Consider the following 18,019-nt stretch of genomic DNA (forward strand, 5'->3'; position numbering starts at 1 on the left):
ATGATTAGCTAGGCTTTTCATGTGCGGCATATATCGTTTATTTTGTTGTAAAACCTAGTAGTTCACCGTCGCTTTGATTGATAGATTTTACAGTTAAACCTCGTCTCATTTGTTCAAATGTTCTAACTTATAATCACAAAAAAAAGCTTATGGAAATGTTGCAATTTTCCAACAAACTGCTGCAAAATGAAACCGCCTTAAAAAATCTAGCACTTCAACTCACAAGAAATAGTCAAGATGCTGAAGACCTATTTCAAGAGACTTTTTGCAAAGCCTTAGAGTATCGAGAGAAGTATAGAAGTGATTCATGCCTAGGTGCTTGGCTGTACGTGATTATGAGAAACATTTTCATTAACATGTACCGCCGCAAAAAGCGATCTTTAAAATTATTTAGAACAGTTGCCGACAGTACTCCGGCGATGAACTCAATTGAACTTAGTTATAGGTTAGATACTTGTGATCGGCCAATCAAATCGCAAATTGCCCAATTGCCAAACCACTACCAAACGCCACTGGTTTTGTACTTAGAGGGGTACAAATATTTAGAGATTTCAGAGCTATTAGCAGAACCGTTAGGCACAATTAAGGGTCGCATATTTTTTGCAAGGAAGATTTTGAAAAGTATAATCGAAAGAAGCTAGGGACATTTTATTTAAAGAATAATAGGTTCCCCAGTGTCAATCTGCCCACTTAAGAAGTGGGCTTTTTAGTACCAATTTTCCAGACTAAGAATAATATTAAAACTTATCTCAAGATCGTACATTCGCGTAGTTTTTTAAGGGTTTAGGGTTGAAAAAGGGGCGTTGGTTTTCCTCCGCCTCTATTTTTTTGCGTAATATTCATTGGCGCGCATTTTGCAATAAGTGATACGCTTGAAAATATTTAAAGGCAAGCAAAGGGGAATGCCTCATCAGTCTTGGTGAGGCTTTTTGTTCAAATTAATGAACCTCTTGGCTTGCTAACTGTTAATAATAGTGGAATCGAAATATTTCCTTAACAAAGAATTGGAAAAGCCTGCCTCTTTTTTAGTTGCATAGACAAAAAAGCCCGCACTTTCATGCGGGCAGATGTAAATAGGTATTAAAAGTCAACCAAAAAGTTATTTTTATCTGATAGAAATCTTTTGTTCGATTTTTGCGATTGAGTTTCGTATGTCCACGATCATGTGCATTGTATTTGTTGAATTCTTGGCGATGATATATTGACAATATGTTTGCAAATCATCGTTCCAATTTTTCCCAGTTTCTTTTTTGAACTCAGTTTTCAAGTTCTCGAAAGCGTTCGTGTAGGTTAAACTCATTGGTTTGTAATTTTGAATTTTAAATAATGAGATTTATAAATTTAGCCCTTTGATAGCAAGTACTTGTTTTATGTCAGTAGCATACATAAGACCACTATTTTCGTAAGTTGTATCTTTTTTTCCATTGTTGCGCTCGATTACATTCATTTGGTTGATATATCCACCGACAATACCAATAATCTCCCATTTATTTCTATAGTAGTTGTAATAAATCACTGGGCCGCCAGAATAGCCATACGTGTTATTTGCGCTGATGAATAGCAGATCATTACCGTTGGCGCTATTAAAGCCCGAGAATATCCCCTTATTCACCAAAGGAAGTGGATGAGCAAAAATTTTATTCGTGGCTATAGTTTGAAAATTTAGCGGATATCCGAGAAACGCCATATCCTGACCTAACACAGTTCTGCTTTCCCAAATTTGATGTGGCCGCTGGGGGAGTTTTTGGTAAAGCTTAATTACGGCAATGTCAGTAAGCGTATCCTTATAAAAAACATGGCCATGGGCTGTTTTCCAAGAATCTTCGTGATACATAGTAATGGTACAAGTATCCCCATTCTTAAGCTTGCGTATCCGGTCTTTAAACAAATGAAGTGCTGTAATAATGTGTATGACTGAATCTTTTCCTACATGGAGAACTCCAGAAACTGTTGACCCATCTATTCTTAACTGGACGGTTCTCTCGAAAAACATATTCGGAATTCCTTTGTCTGCGGCTATTGCCGGCAATGACTCATCGCTTTGAGAATAAACTGAGAAGGCTTTAAAAAGGCATAGAATTACAAGGAAGTGTTTCATATGGTTGTTATTTGTTTTTTTCTTTTTCTAATACTCTCACTGCCTCCTTGAGCATATCCATTCCAGACTGCTTTGTTTTATGATCAAAAAACCAATCCATGCTTCTATTCATGAGTTTGGCTGCTGCAAATATTTGTTCTATTGTAAATCCCCTGGTGCCAAGGCGAATGTTACGGATGTTTGATTGCTGGATCCCGATCTTTTCGCACCATTCTGCCTGGGAGGCCACCACCTTTTCAGCTAAGGCAATATCCATTAGATCAAACATGCGCTGGTTCCATATGGTGAGTTTTGGCTTCACTTAGTTACTTTGTATTGTTTGCATTGAATGAAATCCAAAGAAGCCGCCGGCGTCTAAGAAATCATTTGTTTCTTTTGATTTCATAAACTCTGTACAATATTCAACATGGTCAGCTATGTCGCAGAAGAATACGCCCTGAACAATGCGGGGTTTAAAGGCAAGCAGAAAACCAAAATATTGATCGGCCTGGTCTTCTGTAATATCTGGGATTAGCTCGATGATTGTCTGCATGCTTACTAATTCATCAGTATCATTAACATGATGCAAAAGGTTGTCCAAGTGAGCAGCATCTTCAATTGTCAGCCTCAGGTCCATGAGCTGATTTAAGTTGAAATAGTATCTAAGTTTGTCTTCAAGCATAGTTTAAAGTCTTTCCAGTATTTGCCACTTTAAGTAAAATAAATCATTTTTCACGGACTCTAAAGATGTGGTTTTGCCGCCGTTATCTCTTTCTTTAGCAATTGAAATATCTATTTCCTCAATTGCACCTTCAATATCTTTTAAGTGTTCTTCTAGTGAAATGTTTTGCATCACGTCCATAAATACACGTTTATAAGCGCTGCGCACATTTTCTGCTTGCTGTTCGTCGGGATTCATAATTAGTGCCTTTTTGCGGTAATACAGAAGTATGTAAGCCCAGCCAGGAAAACAAATAAAACACTGTATAAAACCCTTCTCCAAAACAGCTCGGATTGTTGATCGGCAGCGGTTGCTTGTACTACTGCTTTATTGCCTGTAAGTACATTTCCCAAATTGCTTAAGAAAAACTCTTGAAGGTCGCTAATTATGCCTATAGCCAAATTGCTTCCAACTGTATTATAAACTTCAAATACACAATTCGTTGAGTCTTCGCTGGCCTTGTGTAGGGTTATATTGATTAACGCGGTATTTAATCCCTTGACAACCGAAATTCTGTAAGTATTAAACAGGGCATTATGGTCTAAAATCCTGAAACCAGGTATAGCACATGTTTCTTTTATTGCCTGATTAATTTTGTCGATGTTGAATTGCAAAAGCAGTTCTCTTTTAGGAGCTTGAGTAATCATATGGTAATTGTTATATGTTTTTAAAGGTTCAAAAGTTTCTTTTTCTTGGCGTCAGATCACCTGCTCTGCAACTTGCTTTTCAAATACCTTGGTGCTTATAGCTCGACTTCTATTTGTTTTAGATAAATTAACGCTTGTGTTGCCAACTGCATAAAAGCTTGAGATATTTGAAACGTTAATCAGATTTATATTTACCGTTGTGGTGCTATCCTGGTTTCTCTTCACAAAAATGTTCCACTCAATGTTGCCTTCTTTAGCATACAAGTATTTTCCGCTTGCAGGATCATAAATCTTTTGTATTACAGCCCATGCTTTTGGGTTAAGTAAATTACCGTTTTTATCCTCGGTTGTTACAGGAGCGGCTGTATTTTCGGCAACAATTAATCCACTGCTTTTGTCTATTATTTTTATACCAATACCTTGCTTTGCAAACATTTCAATTACTCTTCCCCAAACTGTTTCAAAGTCAGATTTGGAAACGACTTCAAAAGGCTTTGTGTCGTAAGTGTTTTTTAATGGTACGGCTTTAGGAGAGCATGCAGAAAGTAATAAGATAAGAGCAAGTATTCTTTTCATTTATAAAAGTGTTTTATGGTTGATAATTCAGTCAATTTATTGTATAGGGTTATACAGTTACTTCAAATTTTTTCGGGGGCGCCATTTCCCAATCCATTTTGCGTTTCACCTGCCACAACTCCTTTACGTCTCCAATATGTAAAACAAACTGAGGGTAGAACTCTTCATTGTCGCTGATGACCGCAAATTCTGTCGCGCTTTTTTTAAACAACCTCTTAAGCATAATGCGATCTTCGGTGACTACAACATACACATAAAAGTTAGCAATGTGATCATAAGACTCATGTTCAACAAATTCACAAAATACATGATAACCTTGTTTTAGTGTAGGTTCCATACTGTCTCCATCGACTTCAAAAATGCGATAACGCTCCCCTCGATAAGGCATGCCAGGGATATAGATTTTCTGTAGGGACTTCACGAATACTGGATTAAGATAGTGCTTTGAGTAGCCTGCCTGAGCACTTATGGGTACGAAAATAATGCCCTCTTGTTCAGGGTCCGTTTCAATCTTCGGTTTACGGATGGATTTTTCTTCAGCCGTCAAATTTCTGCCTATAATCGTTTCAAAGCTCGTTCCTGTAATTTCTGATATTTTCGTCAAAGTATCAAAGTCAGGGACGATTCGACGTTCATATTCGGCATAGGTTGATCTTTTAATTCCAAGTTTTACAGCAATTTCTTCCTGCGTTAAGCCAGCTAACTGTCTAGCAATCTTGATATTAATTAATATTTGCAACTCTGTTTCAGAAATATTTTCTGATTTTTTCATCATTTAATTCGATTATGACGAAAATTTCGTCTTAAATTTGTTCTAGCAAAACGCTAAAGCAAAATAATAAAAATTATGGCAAAGCAAAGAATATCAGATAAAGCATGCGAGGCTATACTCATGGATAATGAATTAGGGCTGGCTGTATGCGAAGAATTAGGAGTACGTTTTTCGGCACTGCCATCATATCTGATTCGCAGGTCGCCCAGTCTTACTTATTTCAACGTGGTTCAAGTTATTGCTGACAAAACAGGAATGTCTTTCGGTGAGATACTGGAGAATAAGGTTGAGAAAACAAATGTAGTAAACGCTTAATGTTTTTACAACAATAATGGATTAAAATTTAATCTTCCCGATTGGCAAACACTAACGTTCGAGTCGTTAACGGGAGCATCACCATAATAATATTGATCATGAAAATAGCTGTATTAATTGCGGCCTATCCACTTATTGTCCTAACTATCCTGATGTTCTTCAAGGCCGGCAGGAAGTATGACGCGTCAATCGAAAAGACTCATAACACAACACTTTAAAACCTTGACATATGAACTTATATCAAAAAGAAATCGATCAAATCCATTCACCACTCGGGATGGTGCCGGCAACTGAAAAGAAAACTCATCTGGAGGCCTTTCATGAAGGGTTTAAAATTTCCGGCGTAGTACAGTCCGGAGCATTTGCCAACTGTTACGTGTACAAAACACTACCTGGTCAGTGTGAAGTAAAAGCCCTTATTGCCAATCGCATAATCAAGGAGTTGGGGCTTCCGGTTGTGGCAATCGCTACAACGTTTCAAACAAGAGATTCTTTTATTGTTCAATACTTATACAACTAATTATGGAAACCGCAACTATAACAAATCAGCAACATTGCGAGCAGCTTAAAGCGCTTAATTGGCTTGCTTCTCCAATTGAATCCGATAAGACTTTCGAGGAAATTGGACAGATGGCCAGGGAGGGAATGGCAGCCGAAGAAACGCCTGTTTCTAAAAGAGGTTGGATATCGCAAACGGCAAATACTGCTAAACTCCGGGTAGCTCTATCATTAGTGATTATTGACGCAATGGGAGGTGGTGATGATGATGATCCAGCGCTATTGTTCTGGAAAATTGGCAAATGGTTTAAGGCCTATGTTGCAAGCAGTGAGTTTTCAAAACTTGACAGTGAGTCGAGGCAAGATGCAGTGGCGAATTACACTCAGGTATCCAAAATATTCAGTCGCCTCGAAACAATCGTTGACGAATGTTATCCTTTCCAAGATGACATCAGCAAACTAATGGATCAACTTCCGGAAACTTTCACATACGAGACTCTCACCTCCGAAGATTAATCATTATTCAATTCAAAATAATATGCAAAACAAAAAACACATTGCGCCAGCTGCGCAAGATAAATCTATTGCCAGGCAGGCGATCCAAGGAATGGTTGCAGAGGCAGATAGTCAAACAACCGTTTCAGAATCGGTGGTAATTACTCGTGATGAACTGGCTCGTTATAAAGTAATGGAAAAAATGTGTGAAAGCATGGTTTCTAACTTTAGAAGCGGTATGAAGCTCAATCATTACACGAATTATGCAGAGGGATGGTCCGTCGATAAAATATGCGACTTTTTCTCAAGCCACGCCTTCCGTGAAATGGTCGCCTTATATGCGAATACATATGACGTATTCATTGCCACAGGGATGGACGATTATGTAGATCATCTGATGACAGGTCTGAAGCATATGATTTGCGGGGTTATTGACAAGGACGAAGAAGTGAGTGAATATTTGGAGGTCAATAGGCTGCGTTTGGGAAATATGATCCAGACGAATAATGAAATCATAAGATTCTTAAATAGCTCTGAGCAAATCGTCAGGCATGCAAGGTATTGTTTTGAAAATTTTAGAAATAAAAACAGCGAAGATGAATAGTTGTCGTGAAGTCATTGCCTTGGAATATAGTCCATCCCAAAATGCATTTCACTCCTGCAACCTGATGGATTCGTTAATTAAAAACAGAGAGGCATTACTAAGAAAGGCCAGAACAGACTATGTTTTGATTGGAATATATGATAATTACGAACGAATGGATCAGGCGGTAATTGAGTTCAGAAATCTCCTTACAGTGAAAGGAGTGATTAGTCGACCTATGAGTGATACGACGATCGATGATTTATTAAGCAGCATGTAGACTTAAGTTTTCACCTCCAATATTTTTTATGCCGGATTATAACAGAATATGGTTCCCGTTATATGTGTCAGATTATTTAAGTGATTCCAATGTCCAGTCCTTAACAATGGAAGAAGAAGGTGTTTATGTTAGGCTTCTGACTATATGTTGGAAGGAAGACGGTATTCCGAACGACAGAGAACGACTTCGATTACTTTGTAAAGGTGTGAAGGCAAAAGTCATAGAAAATGTGATGAGGCTCTTCTATGTGGATGCAAATGATAATACCAAACTGAGGAATAAAAGGTTAGAAAAGGAAAAAGAGAAGGCTGCAAAATTTAAACAACTGCAGAGTGAAAAGGGCATAGCATCAGCTAAAAAAAGAAAGCAAAAAATGTTTGAAAAAGAGCTTATGCAGGCTGGTGAATTATTAACCGATGAGGCAGCCGAATGCATGACCGAAAATGAACCGCGGTTGAATTTCGGTTGTAATTCGGTTGACGTTCGGTATATACCGCAACCCAACTTATCACAGTCACAGTCACATTCACATAGAGAGAGAGAAACAGAGAGAGATTTGAACCCGCCCCCACAAGTCGAGTCGGAAAGCCCAACTATCCAACAGGTCAAGGAAGCGTTTTTCCTCAAGCGGCCCGTTCACTGGACGCCGCAAAAAACCACTCAAGAAGCTGAAAAATTTTTCTATCACTACGAGTCCGTAGGCTGGGTTATCAATGGCCAGTTGATAAAACTCTGGCAGGCGAGGGTTCCTGTTTGGATAAGTAACGACGCAAACAGAGAGCAGTTTAAATCTAAAAGCTCAGAAGTGCCAACGGCTCAGCCAAAAATTGTCATAGCGTAATCATGGAAAGAAAAAAGAAAAAAGATGGAATGTTCGAAGGCTATGGGATGGTGCCGCCTCACTCGGAAGAAGCGGAGGTGTCCGTTCTCGGATCTATGTTGAGTTTTCCTGAGTCAATACCCATGGCGATAGCAAAGCTCAAGGAAGAGGTGTTTTACAAGCAAATACACAAGGTTGTTTTTAAAGCAATTTTGCAGTTGTATGACAAGACTCAATCTATTGATTTGATAACTGTTGTTGAGCAAATTAGATCCAATGATGAATTGAGCATCGCTTCTCCGTACGAAGTAACCAGGTTGACAAATAAGGTGAGCACGTTCGAGGTTTCGAGGATGGAAGTTTATGTGAAAATTGTTCTTGAATATTTTTTAAAGCGCAAACAAATTGAGATCGGTTCGCGAATGATGGCGGAAGGATTTGATCCGGGGATTGATGTCTTCGATTCTCTGAATGCAGTTAGCGATGAAATATTGTCGTCGCAGGAAGGAGTTTTAAAAGGAAGCATTAAAACGATGGCTGATCACGTCTTCGAGTTAAAAAAGCATCGAGATAGTGTGAAAGCAAAAGGCGTGATCGGAGTTTCGTCCGGATTTAAAACACTCGACAAGTTGATCGGAGGTTGGGTTGCGCCGAATTTCATCGTAATAGCAGCGCGTCCTGCAATGGGTAAAACTGCAATGGTTCTTTCTTCACTGCATAGTCTCTCTGTCGTCAATGGGATTCCCGGTGCTTTTTTCAGCTTGGAAATGTCAGTACTCCAGTTAACGGAAAGACTTGAATCCATCGACTCAGAAATTTTTAATACGAAGCTCAGAAATGCACAGCTTAGCAATTTTGACGAGATTAAATTATCCAAGACAGAAGATCGTCTGGCCAAGGCCCCTATTTTCATTGAAGATACTCCGGCTATAAACATACGAGAGTTGCGCACTCGCGCCCATATCTTAAAGCGAAAAGCAGGAATACAGTTTATCATGCTTGACTATCTGCAGCTGATGTCGCCGGTTTCTGGTGGCTCAATGAAAAGCAGAGAACAAGATGTCAGCGAAATGTCCAGAGGATTAAAGCTAATCGCAAGGGAATTAAATATTCCGGTAATTGCCCTCAGTCAATTGAGTCGCGCCGTTGAGAGCAGGCAAGATAAATTACCTCAGTTATCAGATTTAAGAGAATCAGGATCCATTGAGCAGGACGCCGATGAAGTGCTATTCTTAATGCGTCCGGAGTATTATAAGTTCACAGAACCTGTCGTAATCAAAGATGGCACTTATGATGTTCATCAACTTGTGATTTGCAAAATAGACAAGAGTCGTCACGGTCCGACTTCGACCGTAGCCCTACGATTCAGAGGAGAGGTAATGAAGTACGAAGATTATCACCTTCAAAATGATGCGGTTTATGTATCGGATCCAGGTTCAACCGACGATCTTCCTTTTTAAAGAGCTAAAAATAACCGGCCGATACTTTCTGAATTTATTAGCGTATGCTAAAGTGCGTGCGAATAAAATGCTAACAAATCAATACCTGTAAAATTTATTAATACAAAGCGAGATGAGTAATACAGCGACATCAATCAATGAAACAACGGTGATGAAGGCTATCGCACTATGTCATAAAGAATGGCTGAAACCTGAGGAGGCCCAGATTTATACAAATCTGAAACGCACGCAATTGGCCAGGAAATGCGAGGAGTACGGCATTTATAAAAACCGTAACGGATATTACAAAAGGTCCGAACTGGATAAAATTCTGTCCGGAGCGCCAACTAACATCGAAGAAAAGACAAAGGGCATCAAATTATAATTGACAGGCCGGTGGGGATTTTGACAGCTAAAAAGCTATTAAACGATTATATCTGCAAGTGATTTTAAACTTTTTTCACATTATCAAAAGCTTAAGGAGGCATCAAGTTAGATCCCTGGACTAGATACTTGAGGCCGTAAATCAGTTGAGAAAGAAAGGGGGCGCTGTGGGGGTAACAATACCCTAAGAAGTTACGATCTTATCTACGGCGAGCATAAAATAACATTAGATCAGATAGTTATGACTAAAATTGAGGAGCGGAAAAATTCGAAAATGGAAATAATTTCGCCGAATAACTTGCGATTATCAAAAAAGATATTGAAAATTTAAAGAAAAGATTATAACATTGTTCGCTCAACCAAATTCCCAAGTGCTTTACCTTTATGAACTTGCTTGAAAAATGTCTTGATAACTTTCTAAAGTTCCAGTGGTTTGTCTATACCCTTGTAGGTGGTATGATTCCGGTGGGAGTTCGCTTTCTTGTAGCGTACAATTTTAATTTGGAAAATAAACTTGATATAAAAGACCTTTTATTTGCCTCGCTAGCAATGAACATTTCGAACTTTTCGTTGTTGACAAATGATGATCATAAATTAAAATCGATCTTTTCAGCAGCTTCAGGCATGCTATTGGTATTTATATCAGTCGCTATCGGGATTTACATGGCAAAGGAGAATGAAAAACTTCATCATCCTGCAGCGAATTGGATATTTACCGGTCTTATGTTTATAGTATCGATCGGTTTAAGTTATACGGCGAATTTTACAGCCATTAAAACTAAAGAAGATGCAAACTAGTGATTATTACTTTATCGGTGCTTGCTTGTTGGGCAGCATAACTGGTATTGCTGGCTGCATTAAAATGATAAAGCACGTGCGCTCAAAAGAGCTGGAACGCGAGATATGGAAATTTCGGAAAACCGCAAGTCTCCATATTATGCACTTCGGCGGTGATGCCGAGATGCTCAGTCTCCTTCGAGATATTGAGATCTTGGAACGGGAAATAGAATTGCTGTCAAGACAAGAAGTGAATGTCGTTCATAAAACAAAGCTTTTTCATCCTAAAAAGCCATCCGGAAAATTAGAAATGAAAAATGCGCAAATAACTAATTCAAAATCAATCGAATACAAGGTTCAGGAATCATTAGAACAACTAAACTTGTGTTGGGCATGAGCGTAAAAGAAAAGAATGAGTCAAAAAAAACATCAACAGGTTTTATTCTCGGTATAACTAAAATTGATGTAGAAGATTTTAAAAACAACGTCCCAGTTGATCTTGATGTTACGAATGACTCTTCAATAAAATTTGAATATCGTGCGAGGCTAAAAACGGACGAGGAAAAACGAAGGTTAACTCTCAGTATATATTATGCTTTTATAAGAGACGAAGAGACACTGTTCGAAATAAGAGTAAACACTGAATTTATTATATCAAGTTTTCAGGATTATATTACGGCTAATCATTCAAAAAAGAAAATATTAATGAATCGTCTGGTTGACGTGGCAAATGCCCATACTCGTGCCATCCTTGCAATGAAACTTGAGGGCTTTAAAATGAGAGCACTCCACCTTCCTTTTCTTAGGCCAGATGAAATATCGGATACGCTTTTAACTCAAGATAAGTGATATCATCTATACAGACAGCCTCTTCCCACAAAAGCAACAGTTCCCGCGCGGAACGATCGTCCAATAGTTGGGGAAGTTGGCCCTTGCATAAAACATAGATAAACAATTCATTCCGGAAGTGTGAAAATCGCTTCCACTGCACTATTTTGAATATACCGTTTATAAGTCTGTTGTACGTATTTGCTCGTAGTATGGCCGAGCAGTCCGGCTACGGTCGCTACATCCACGTTATTTCGCTGCAGGAGCACGCTGAAGCTATGTCGGGCGGAATGCCAGGTTATGTGTTTTTCAATTCCGCAATCTTTTACCCACTTTGATAGTACTTTGTTTGCGCCTTCAGCAGTTGGTAGCTTGAAGATCAATCCGGATCCTCTCTCGCCGATCACTTCTTTCAGGACCGGGTGCAAGGGTATTTGAAGCCGATTGCCGGTTTTGGATTGAACCACAGTAATACTATCGTCTTTAATACTTTCCCATTGAAGCTTCTTTACCTCCGCCCACCTTAATCCGCTGTAAAGTGAAAAAATGAAAGCCTTTTTCACTTCATAGTTTAAGCATGGCGCCTTCATCAGTTTGGTGTATTCCTCAACCGATAGAATCTCCTTAATTTTCTTATTCTTTCCAGTCTTGGCCTCAATTTCTTCAGCGGGATTATTTTTAAAATAACCATCTTTTGTTGCTGCGCGGATAAGCTTTTTGAACCTGGTAAAATAACCCGAAGGGGTTTCCCCGTTGTAATTATCAAGCAGATAATTCCTGAACCGTTCGCATAAGTTCTCATTGATTTCTCCGGGGGAAATAAAATCACGGCCTAAAAACTCTTTGAATGCCGACATGCTATTCTGCAGGTGTCGATTTGTGGAACGTCTGTTGGCTTTTACAAACTCATTATAGTAATCCAGGAAATTTGATTTTAACTTGTATTCAGGCACATACCCACTTGCGATCGACTGTCGGTCAAGGACCATCTGAGAGCGCTTCATTTCAAGAATTGCAAGCGCTTCTTTGTTGTGATTCTTCTGCAGCTGATCTTTTGGTTTGCTAAACGTAAATATACCGGTAGCCTTACGTTGACCAGCACCTCTACCCCAGGAGAGGTAATAATATATCTTGGACTTGTCTCGGGACGGAGACGATACAATTGAAATGTTCATCGGGTTCTTTTGTCAGTCAGTGTGTCGGTCAAATGTAAGTCAAAATTATGGGTAAAAAGCGTGAAAAATGGGTAGTAACCGGATTGCCTTAAAATGAAAAACCGTTGTAAGTCAATGTATTTCAATCATTTACAACGGTTATCTGGTGCCCAAGACTGGATTCGAACCAGCACGCCGGTTAAAGCACTACCACCTCAAAGTAGCGTGTCTACCAATTTCACCACCTGGGCATTTTGGAGAGTGCAAATGTAAAGGGAATTATGTAATCTTTTTCAGATCGCAATCTTTGCGGGAAATTTTTTTCTTTAAAAAGTAAAAGTATTGATAATAAAGGAGTTAGTTCTATGGAGAGTTAGGCTAAAGCCAAGACATTAAGATGAATCCTGATCCGCCAGCTAAAGCCGACGGCAATGAATACGATTCAAGAGCGGAAGCAACACGACAATCATGTCCGTCATTTGTTCAATTTTTCCGCTAGGGCATTTAAAAGATATAGAAAGAAATGACATCTATAAGATCAATCCCGTAAATCCCCTAATCCCCAAAATCCCGGTCCAGACATATCCTCCAAACCCGGTCCCGACAAACTCCTCCAAATCCGGGTGTGAAAAATCACAGTAACATTTTGTATTTCTCCCATTGTTTTCGCGTCTGCATCGTTACATCTTTGTGGTGCTGTTACAGTTTTGGAGTTTGTTTCTCATGGATCATTAAATTTTTTTCATTGGGGGTTATATGCTGACACACCGACGGCGGTTTTCTAACTGCCGTTTTTCCTAAACCCAATTTTTTTAACCCAGACCAATAAAACTAAATGGTTCATTAAATATTCGTTTCAACCCTATCCCCTTTTTAGCTATCAGCTGTCAGCTATGAGCTATCAGCTCACTCAATTCCAGGCATCTTACTTTTTTCACAAGCACCTTAAGTTTTTCATTGGCATAAATTCTATGGCAGATTATGTGTTTATGCTTACAAAAGAAATAAATCCTCTTTGCATATAGCCGTTGCGTCGCCGCTTTTAGCTATCAGCTGTCAGCTATGAGCTATCAGCTCACTCAATTCCGGGCATCTTACTTTTCTTATAAACATATTCAGTTTTTTATTAGCACAAAAATTCTATTGCAGATTTATGTATTTACGTTAGCAAAAGAAATAAATCGCCCTTGCACATATCCGTTGCGCCGCTGCCTCGCCGCGTCCGCTGCGTGAAACAAAAAAAACCTGGCAGCACTAACCACCAGGTTTACAAAATTTCGTTTCTGAATATCAATCCTTCGCTTCAATCACATCGTACACCGTACCCGCCCGAACGTGCCGTCGGTACGGGCAGGCATCTAACATCGTACATCCTCATGCTTTATCCGCGGCATCAAAAATCCTTCTTCTCTTCCAGTCGTACCATTTCATCGGCATGGTCCTCTTCATCAAGGTATCTATGTTGCGCATTCCCACAAGATTCCAGGCGCCTTTCAGTTTTCCGCTTACGGAGCTGTTTAGCGCGCGTAAACTCATAGCGAAGCCACTGTCAAGATATTCCATATGATGCCAGTAGCCACCGGGCATAAACAAGGTATCACCGTGTTCAAGGATCACTTCGAGTCCATTAGCAGATTGCACCGCAGGGTACTTCTCTACATCAACCTTGCTTTTCTGCGGATCGTAATAATTGCTGAAATCAACCAGGCTCAACACTTCGAATGGTTTACGATAAAGTTTGTGCTGTTCTTCGTAAGGAAAAAGCAATACACGTTTCCGGCCAATGAATTGTGTGTGCATGATATGGCTCAGGTCAATATCAAAATGCATATGTGTTATGGAACCTTTTCCACCTACAAAAAGCATGGGTAATTTTTTTACAAAGCCCTTCATCAAATGTTCGGGCCAGGTAAAATCTTCCTTCAGTTGGGGGGCATGGCTGAAAATGTTGAACAGGAAAATTCGCCAGGCTGCCGGCCCCTTGCTGATCATATCAATATAATCTCCGAAAGAGGTATAGTCATCGGCCTTATTAACGGGCGTGTAGGCGTCGCTTTTTACGTTGTTATAAATACCTATCTGCTTGTCGCCCGCAACGGACTTCAGGTATTCCCATGTCCATTTATTATAAGCGGGCCACTGCTTTGCAAGGTCACGGATGACAACAGGCACCTGCTTATCAAAATACTTCACCTTAAACTCTTCAGGGCTAATGTCGGATACAACATCCACAGAACGTAACTGCATGTTGGTATAGTTTATGTGCAAAAGTAATATGAACTTAACGTTAACACCAAGCGGATATTGGAAATTTAGCTGACGATTTACGCACAAAATTGCTTAAAATCACTCGCATTCTAATATTTCATTGCTTATTTTGTGCTTATAATCATCAAATTAAAGGATTATGCTATTACACATTCATCCCGACGATCCTCAACCCCGTCATATCAGAGCCGTTGCGGAGTGCCTTAGAGATGGAGGTGTAATTATTTATCCTACCGATACCATTTATGGTTTTGGCTGCGACATTCACCAGCATAAGGCCATTGAACGGATCTGCCGCATTAAAAAGATGGATGTTGCCAAGGCTCAACTAAGCTTCGTTTGTTACGATCTTAGCGACCTGAGCAAATACACCAAAAGCATTTCAACACCCTTGTACAGAATGCTGAAAAGTCATTTACCCGGTGCTTATACTTTTATATTACCCGCAAGTAAGGAAGTTCCGAAAATATTACAAAGCAAAAAAAGTACGATCGGTTTACGTGTCCCCGACAATAATATTGCCCGCGCTATTGTCCAAAACCTCGACGGGCCCATCCTTTCTACCTCTTTGCCCGGCGAAATGGTAGAAGAGTACACAGATCCCGATCTTATATATGAGAACTTTAAAGGACTAGTTGATATTGTAGTCAATGGCGGCATCGGCGGAATGGTTCCTTCTACCGTAATTGATTGTACAAAAGATGATTATGAAGTGATAAGGCTGGGTGCCGGTGCGTGGGAAGTGGAAGATTGAGCTTAAAGCCTAAAGCCCAAAGCTTAAAACTTGGTTTCGAGTCTCAATGAAGTAATTTTCCATAATACTATTCTTTGTAGCCTTATTTTTTGGTTTTTTGTGGCAAAAGATCCGTTGTGTATCGCTTGTGTCGCCGTGCCTCCGTGGTTCCAAAACTTTGTGCTCCTTACTGCCTTCGTGTCTTTGTGGCAAAAGATTCGCTGTGTATCGCCCGTGCCGTACTGCCTCCGTGGTTCCAAAACTTTGTGCTTCTTACTGCCTTTGCGTCTTTGTGGTAAAAGATTCGCTGTGTATCGCCCGTGCCGTACTGCCTCCGTGGTTCCAAAACTTTGTGCTTCTTACTGCCTTTGCGCCTTTGTGGCAAAAGATTCGCTGTGTATCGCCCGTGCCGTACTGTCTCCGTGGTTCCTATATCTCGTCGAATAGTTCCAGCGCAGTAGATAAAATATTAAAGCTTTTTCTATGGTATTTGCACAGGCCGTGTGTATCTATCGCGTCGCGGTGCTCTTTGGTGCCATAGCCTTTATTGCTTTTCCAGTTGTAGTGAGGGAATTCATCATGCAGCTTTTGCATGTACTCGTCGCGGTAAGTTTTAGCAAGAACGCTCGCCGCGGCAATATTGGCGTACAATTCATCGCCTTTTACAATACAATGATGAGGTATAGTTTTATAAGGTGTAAATCTGTTGCCATCTATTACCAGCATTTCCGGAATCACCATTAATTGATCCAGCGCAAGGTGCATGGCTTTGAAAGAAGCTTTTAAAATGTTGATGGTATCAATTTCATCATTATCAACCATCGCTACCGCATAACAAATAGCTTTCTTTTCAATGTAGATTCTCAGTTTGTCGCGTTGAGCAACAGTCAGCTGCTTGCTATCGTTCAATTCCGGATGACGGAACTTTTTAGGAAGAATTACTGCAGCCGCAAACACCGGACCTGCATAGCATCCTCTTCCTGCTTCATCACAGCCGGCTTCCACTAACTCTTTCTGGTAAAAAGGCGACAACATCTGCCTGCAAGATTAAGGATAAAAATGAGATGTAGAGGACGGAGTTAATAAATTATCCTTTTCGGTTAATAACCTCATTGATGAAGTCAAAATTTCCAGCCAGACCAGTCGGGCTGGAAAAATAAAAAATTCAAAAAATGGTGATCAACATCTTGCATCGGATCCTCAGAATATACATTTAGGCACATTAATTAATTATCCGGAGACATATTTTGCTGAAAGCTGATTGCTGAAAGCTCATAGCTGATTGCTGAAAGCTGACCGCTGATCACTACTTTTGCACCCATTATGAATAAGTTACAGCAGCGCTCCAATCGCGCAGTAGCCTATTGGCTTTTAATAGGTGTGGGAATGATCATGGTGCAGGTTTTACTGGGCGGAATAACAAGGTTGACAGAATCCGGTCTTTCAATTACAGAGTGGAAACCCATCACCGGCGCATTGCCACCATTGAATGATGCGCAATGGCAACTTGAGTTTGACAAGTATAAAAATACCTCTCAGTTTAAATATGTGCACTCAGGTTTCACTTTGTCTGATTTCAAATTTATATTCTTCTGGGAGTGGTTTCACAGAGTTTGGGCAAGACTGCTGGGTGTAGTGTTCATCATAGGCTTTGGTTATTTCATCTGGAAGAAAAGCTTCAAAAGAGAAATGATTCTGCCGCTGGTGATCTTATTCTTTTTAGGAGCAGTTCAGGGTGCAATTGGTTGGGTAATGGTTGCAAGCGGACTTGTTCCCGAAAAATATTTCGTTGGCCACGTGCAACTGGCAACGCACTTTATTGCGGCGCTTATTCTGCTGGTTTACACACTATGGTTCGCCTTCAAAATGCTGATCCCCGAGAATAAAATGATTGTAAATGGTGGATTAAAAACGCTTACACTTACTATCATTCTATTGTTGTTTGTACAACTAACCTATGGGGCATTTATGGCAGGATTGCATGCCGGGCCTGTCGCGCCAACATGGCCTACCATTAATGGCGAGTGGTTTCCGCATTATCTGTTCAACAAAGAAGGGCTTGAAAACTATACCGGGAACGCTTACATGGTGCAGTTTATTCACCGTGGACTTGCGTATCTGCTGACAATACTAATCATCATTTGGTTTGTAAAGGCATCAAGACAAACATCCTCGTCTCTGTTCAACCAGATCAAGTGGCTGCCCTTGTTACTCGTACTTCTTCAGGTGGTGCTAGGCGTTCTTACAGTAGTTAACTCTCCCATATCCAATAAGTTAGTTATGTACGGTGTACTTCACCAGGCCGTAGCAATGCTGCTGCTGGTAAGTTTGGTTTGGGTGTATTATGTGATTAAGGCGCCTAAAGCCTAAAGCGCAAAGCCTAAAACTGTTGTACGTTATAAGTTGTGCGTTTTACGTTTAAGCCATTGAGATTCTGTGTTAATTACCAAGTAAGAATTTAGTTAAGTTTTTATAATTTTGTTTTTCCAAGGCGGCAAAAGTCAGCCTGTTTAGGGCGGTCTGTAATGACCGTCCTAATTAATTTCAGACAGGCTTGATTTAATGTGTTGTTTAGTCGTTGATTAATATCTCTTGTTTTGAGAGATAATCCGGGTCATACTTGTTTTTTGTTTTGAATAAGGTATACAGCAA

23 protein-coding genes and 1 tRNA gene are annotated in these 18,019 nt (G+C 39.9%); 13 read left to right on the forward strand and 11 right to left on the reverse strand.

Annotated features, from left to right (window positions below):
* The first annotated feature begins 149 nt into the window (after positions 1-149).
* A complete protein-coding gene (locus QTN47_RS17220) occupies positions 150-641 on the forward strand; it encodes an RNA polymerase sigma factor (protein ID WP_369330644.1) in 492 nt (163 codons plus the stop codon).
* 692 nt (positions 642-1,333) lie between these two features.
* Here QTN47_RS17220 and QTN47_RS17225 read toward each other — a convergent pair.
* From QTN47_RS17225 to QTN47_RS17255, 7 genes are read right to left on the reverse strand one after another with little or no spacing between them, the layout of a single operon-like run.
* On the reverse strand, positions 1,334-2,098 hold the full coding sequence (locus QTN47_RS17225) for a S1 family peptidase (protein WP_369330645.1): 765 nt from the start codon (positions 2,096-2,098) through the stop codon (positions 1,334-1,336).
* A 7-nt stretch (positions 2,099-2,105) separates the two neighbouring features.
* Entirely contained in the window at positions 2,106-2,399 is a 294-nt protein-coding gene (locus tag QTN47_RS17230; protein ID WP_369330646.1) for a helix-turn-helix domain-containing protein, read from the reverse strand.
* Entirely contained in the window at positions 2,400-2,759 is a 360-nt protein-coding gene (locus QTN47_RS17235; RefSeq protein WP_369330647.1) for a hypothetical protein, read from the reverse strand.
* A 3-nt stretch (positions 2,760-2,762) separates the two neighbouring features.
* On the reverse strand, positions 2,763-2,996 hold the full coding sequence (locus tag QTN47_RS17240) for a hypothetical protein (RefSeq protein ID WP_369330648.1): 234 nt from the start codon (positions 2,994-2,996) through the stop codon (positions 2,763-2,765).
* Positions 2,997-2,998: 2 nt separating this feature from the next.
* Positions 2,999-3,445, reverse strand: coding sequence for a hypothetical protein (locus QTN47_RS17245; RefSeq protein ID WP_369330649.1), 447 nt, complete (start codon positions 3,443-3,445; stop codon positions 2,999-3,001).
* 51 nt (positions 3,446-3,496) lie between these two features.
* Positions 3,497-4,021 (reverse strand): hypothetical protein, encoded by a 525-nt coding sequence (locus tag QTN47_RS17250; protein WP_369330650.1) that lies wholly within the window; start codon positions 4,019-4,021, stop codon positions 3,497-3,499.
* A gap of 49 nt (positions 4,022-4,070) precedes the next feature.
* On the reverse strand, positions 4,071-4,796 hold the full coding sequence (locus tag QTN47_RS17255; protein ID WP_369330651.1) for an XRE family transcriptional regulator: 726 nt from the start codon (positions 4,794-4,796) through the stop codon (positions 4,071-4,073).
* Positions 4,797-4,868: 72 nt separating this feature from the next.
* On the opposite strand from QTN47_RS17255, the gene QTN47_RS17260 reads away from it, so the two are divergent.
* From QTN47_RS17260 to QTN47_RS17305, 10 genes are all read left to right on the forward strand, one after another.
* Positions 4,869-5,108, forward strand: coding sequence for a hypothetical protein (locus tag QTN47_RS17260; RefSeq protein ID WP_369330652.1), 240 nt, complete (start codon positions 4,869-4,871; stop codon positions 5,106-5,108).
* A gap of 229 nt (positions 5,109-5,337) precedes the next feature.
* Positions 5,338-5,628 carry a hypothetical protein gene (locus QTN47_RS17265; protein ID WP_369330653.1) on the forward strand — a complete coding sequence of 97 codons (291 nt, stop codon included), beginning with the start codon at positions 5,338-5,340 and terminating at the stop codon, positions 5,626-5,628.
* 2 nt (positions 5,629-5,630) lie between these two features.
* Positions 5,631-6,122 carry a hypothetical protein gene (locus QTN47_RS17270; protein WP_369330654.1) on the forward strand — a complete coding sequence of 164 codons (492 nt, stop codon included), beginning with the start codon at positions 5,631-5,633 and terminating at the stop codon, positions 6,120-6,122.
* Positions 6,123-6,144: 22 nt separating this feature from the next.
* Positions 6,145-6,705, forward strand: a complete 561-nt coding sequence (locus QTN47_RS17275; RefSeq protein ID WP_369330655.1) for a hypothetical protein — start codon at positions 6,145-6,147, stop codon at positions 6,703-6,705.
* Between the two features lie 287 nt (positions 6,706-6,992).
* The gene (locus QTN47_RS17280; protein ID WP_369330656.1) at positions 6,993-7,805 is read left to right on the forward strand and encodes a DUF1376 domain-containing protein; all 813 of its coding nucleotides are present in this window, start codon (positions 6,993-6,995) and stop codon (positions 7,803-7,805) included.
* 2 nt (positions 7,806-7,807) lie between these two features.
* Positions 7,808-9,244: a replicative DNA helicase gene (gene dnaB / locus QTN47_RS17285; protein ID WP_369330657.1), complete on the forward strand. Its 1,437-nt coding sequence runs from the start codon at positions 7,808-7,810 to the stop codon at positions 9,242-9,244.
* Positions 9,245-9,356: 112 nt separating this feature from the next.
* A complete protein-coding gene (locus QTN47_RS17290) occupies positions 9,357-9,608 on the forward strand; it encodes a hypothetical protein (protein WP_369330658.1) in 252 nt (83 codons plus the stop codon).
* A 383-nt stretch (positions 9,609-9,991) separates the two neighbouring features.
* The gene (locus QTN47_RS17295) at positions 9,992-10,405 is read left to right on the forward strand and encodes a hypothetical protein (protein ID WP_369330659.1); all 414 of its coding nucleotides are present in this window, start codon (positions 9,992-9,994) and stop codon (positions 10,403-10,405) included.
* Positions 10,395-10,781: a hypothetical protein gene (locus QTN47_RS17300; RefSeq protein ID WP_369330660.1), complete on the forward strand. Its 387-nt coding sequence runs from the start codon at positions 10,395-10,397 to the stop codon at positions 10,779-10,781. Before QTN47_RS17295 ends, QTN47_RS17300 begins: the two co-directional genes overlap by 11 nt.
* The gene (locus QTN47_RS17305; protein ID WP_369330661.1) at positions 10,778-11,233 is read left to right on the forward strand and encodes a hypothetical protein; all 456 of its coding nucleotides are present in this window, start codon (positions 10,778-10,780) and stop codon (positions 11,231-11,233) included. Before QTN47_RS17300 ends, QTN47_RS17305 begins: the two co-directional genes overlap by 4 nt.
* A gap of 107 nt (positions 11,234-11,340) precedes the next feature.
* Here QTN47_RS17305 and QTN47_RS17310 read toward each other — a convergent pair whose 3' ends face one another.
* From QTN47_RS17310 to QTN47_RS17320, 3 genes are all read right to left on the reverse strand, one after another.
* Positions 11,341-12,387, reverse strand: coding sequence for a tyrosine-type recombinase/integrase (locus QTN47_RS17310; RefSeq protein ID WP_369330662.1), 1,047 nt, complete (start codon positions 12,385-12,387; stop codon positions 11,341-11,343).
* A gap of 143 nt (positions 12,388-12,530) precedes the next feature.
* Positions 12,531-12,617: transfer RNA gene (locus QTN47_RS17315), tRNA-Leu, on the reverse strand.
* 1,123 nt (positions 12,618-13,740) lie between these two features.
* Positions 13,741-14,613, reverse strand: coding sequence for a cupin-like domain-containing protein (locus QTN47_RS17320; RefSeq protein WP_369330663.1), 873 nt, complete (start codon positions 14,611-14,613; stop codon positions 13,741-13,743).
* 160 nt (positions 14,614-14,773) lie between these two features.
* Here QTN47_RS17320 and QTN47_RS17325 point away from each other — a divergent pair, with 160 nt between their 5' ends.
* Complete coding sequence (locus QTN47_RS17325) at positions 14,774-15,388, forward strand: L-threonylcarbamoyladenylate synthase (protein WP_369330664.1); 615 nt, start codon at positions 14,774-14,776, stop codon at positions 15,386-15,388.
* A gap of 408 nt (positions 15,389-15,796) precedes the next feature.
* Here the strand turns inward: QTN47_RS17325 and rnhB are convergent, their stop codons facing one another.
* On the reverse strand, positions 15,797-16,402 hold the full coding sequence (rnhB, locus tag QTN47_RS17330) for a ribonuclease HII (protein WP_369330665.1): 606 nt from the start codon (positions 16,400-16,402) through the stop codon (positions 15,797-15,799).
* Positions 16,403-16,690: 288 nt separating this feature from the next.
* On the opposite strand from rnhB, the gene QTN47_RS17335 reads away from it, so the two are divergent.
* The gene (locus QTN47_RS17335) at positions 16,691-17,737 is read left to right on the forward strand and encodes a COX15/CtaA family protein (protein WP_369330666.1); all 1,047 of its coding nucleotides are present in this window, start codon (positions 16,691-16,693) and stop codon (positions 17,735-17,737) included.
* The last annotated feature ends 282 nt before the right edge of the window (positions 17,738-18,019 follow it).

The organism is Danxiaibacter flavus, assembly GCF_041060425.1.
Classification (GTDB): Bacteria; Bacteroidota; Bacteroidia; order Chitinophagales; family Chitinophagaceae; genus Danxiaibacter; species Danxiaibacter flavus.

Bases quoted from the DNA above. Each gene is read 5' to 3' on its own strand.
- QTN47_RS17325 (WP_369330664.1), top strand. From the start codon at position 14,774: ATGCTATTACACATTCATCCCGACGATCCTCAACCCCGTCATATCAGA.
- QTN47_RS17260 (WP_369330652.1), top strand. From the start codon at position 4,869: ATGGCAAAGCAAAGAATATCAGATAAAGCATGCGAGGCTATACTCATG.
- QTN47_RS17320 (WP_369330663.1), bottom strand. From the start codon at position 14,613: ATGCAGTTACGTTCTGTGGATGTTGTATCCGACATTAGCCCTGAAGAG.
- QTN47_RS17275 (WP_369330655.1), top strand. From the start codon at position 6,145: ATGCAAAACAAAAAACACATTGCGCCAGCTGCGCAAGATAAATCTATT.
- QTN47_RS17305 (WP_369330661.1), top strand. From the start codon at position 10,778: ATGAGCGTAAAAGAAAAGAATGAGTCAAAAAAAACATCAACAGGTTTT.
- QTN47_RS17295 (WP_369330659.1), top strand. From the start codon at position 9,992: ATGAACTTGCTTGAAAAATGTCTTGATAACTTTCTAAAGTTCCAGTGG.
- QTN47_RS17225 (WP_369330645.1), bottom strand. From the start codon at position 2,098: ATGAAACACTTCCTTGTAATTCTATGCCTTTTTAAAGCCTTCTCAGTT.
- QTN47_RS17290 (WP_369330658.1), top strand. From the start codon at position 9,357: ATGAGTAATACAGCGACATCAATCAATGAAACAACGGTGATGAAGGCT.
- QTN47_RS17235 (WP_369330647.1), bottom strand. From the start codon at position 2,759: ATGCTTGAAGACAAACTTAGATACTATTTCAACTTAAATCAGCTCATG.
- QTN47_RS17245 (WP_369330649.1), bottom strand. From the start codon at position 3,445: ATGATTACTCAAGCTCCTAAAAGAGAACTGCTTTTGCAATTCAACATC.
- QTN47_RS17310 (WP_369330662.1), bottom strand. From the start codon at position 12,387: ATGAACATTTCAATTGTATCGTCTCCGTCCCGAGACAAGTCCAAGATA.
- QTN47_RS17280 (WP_369330656.1), top strand. From the start codon at position 6,993: ATGCCGGATTATAACAGAATATGGTTCCCGTTATATGTGTCAGATTAT.
- rnhB (WP_369330665.1), bottom strand. From the start codon at position 16,402: ATGTTGTCGCCTTTTTACCAGAAAGAGTTAGTGGAAGCCGGCTGTGAT.
- QTN47_RS17220 (WP_369330644.1), top strand. From the start codon at position 150: ATGGAAATGTTGCAATTTTCCAACAAACTGCTGCAAAATGAAACCGCC.
- QTN47_RS17300 (WP_369330660.1), top strand. From the start codon at position 10,395: ATGCAAACTAGTGATTATTACTTTATCGGTGCTTGCTTGTTGGGCAGC.
- QTN47_RS17250 (WP_369330650.1), bottom strand. From the start codon at position 4,021: ATGAAAAGAATACTTGCTCTTATCTTATTACTTTCTGCATGCTCTCCT.
- QTN47_RS17270 (WP_369330654.1), top strand. From the start codon at position 5,631: ATGGAAACCGCAACTATAACAAATCAGCAACATTGCGAGCAGCTTAAA.
- QTN47_RS17240 (WP_369330648.1), bottom strand. From the start codon at position 2,996: ATGAATCCCGACGAACAGCAAGCAGAAAATGTGCGCAGCGCTTATAAA.
- QTN47_RS17335 (WP_369330666.1), top strand. From the start codon at position 16,691: ATGAATAAGTTACAGCAGCGCTCCAATCGCGCAGTAGCCTATTGGCTT.
- dnaB (WP_369330657.1), top strand. From the start codon at position 7,808: ATGGAAAGAAAAAAGAAAAAAGATGGAATGTTCGAAGGCTATGGGATG.
- QTN47_RS17265 (WP_369330653.1), top strand. From the start codon at position 5,338: ATGAACTTATATCAAAAAGAAATCGATCAAATCCATTCACCACTCGGG.
- QTN47_RS17255 (WP_369330651.1), bottom strand. From the start codon at position 4,796: ATGATGAAAAAATCAGAAAATATTTCTGAAACAGAGTTGCAAATATTA.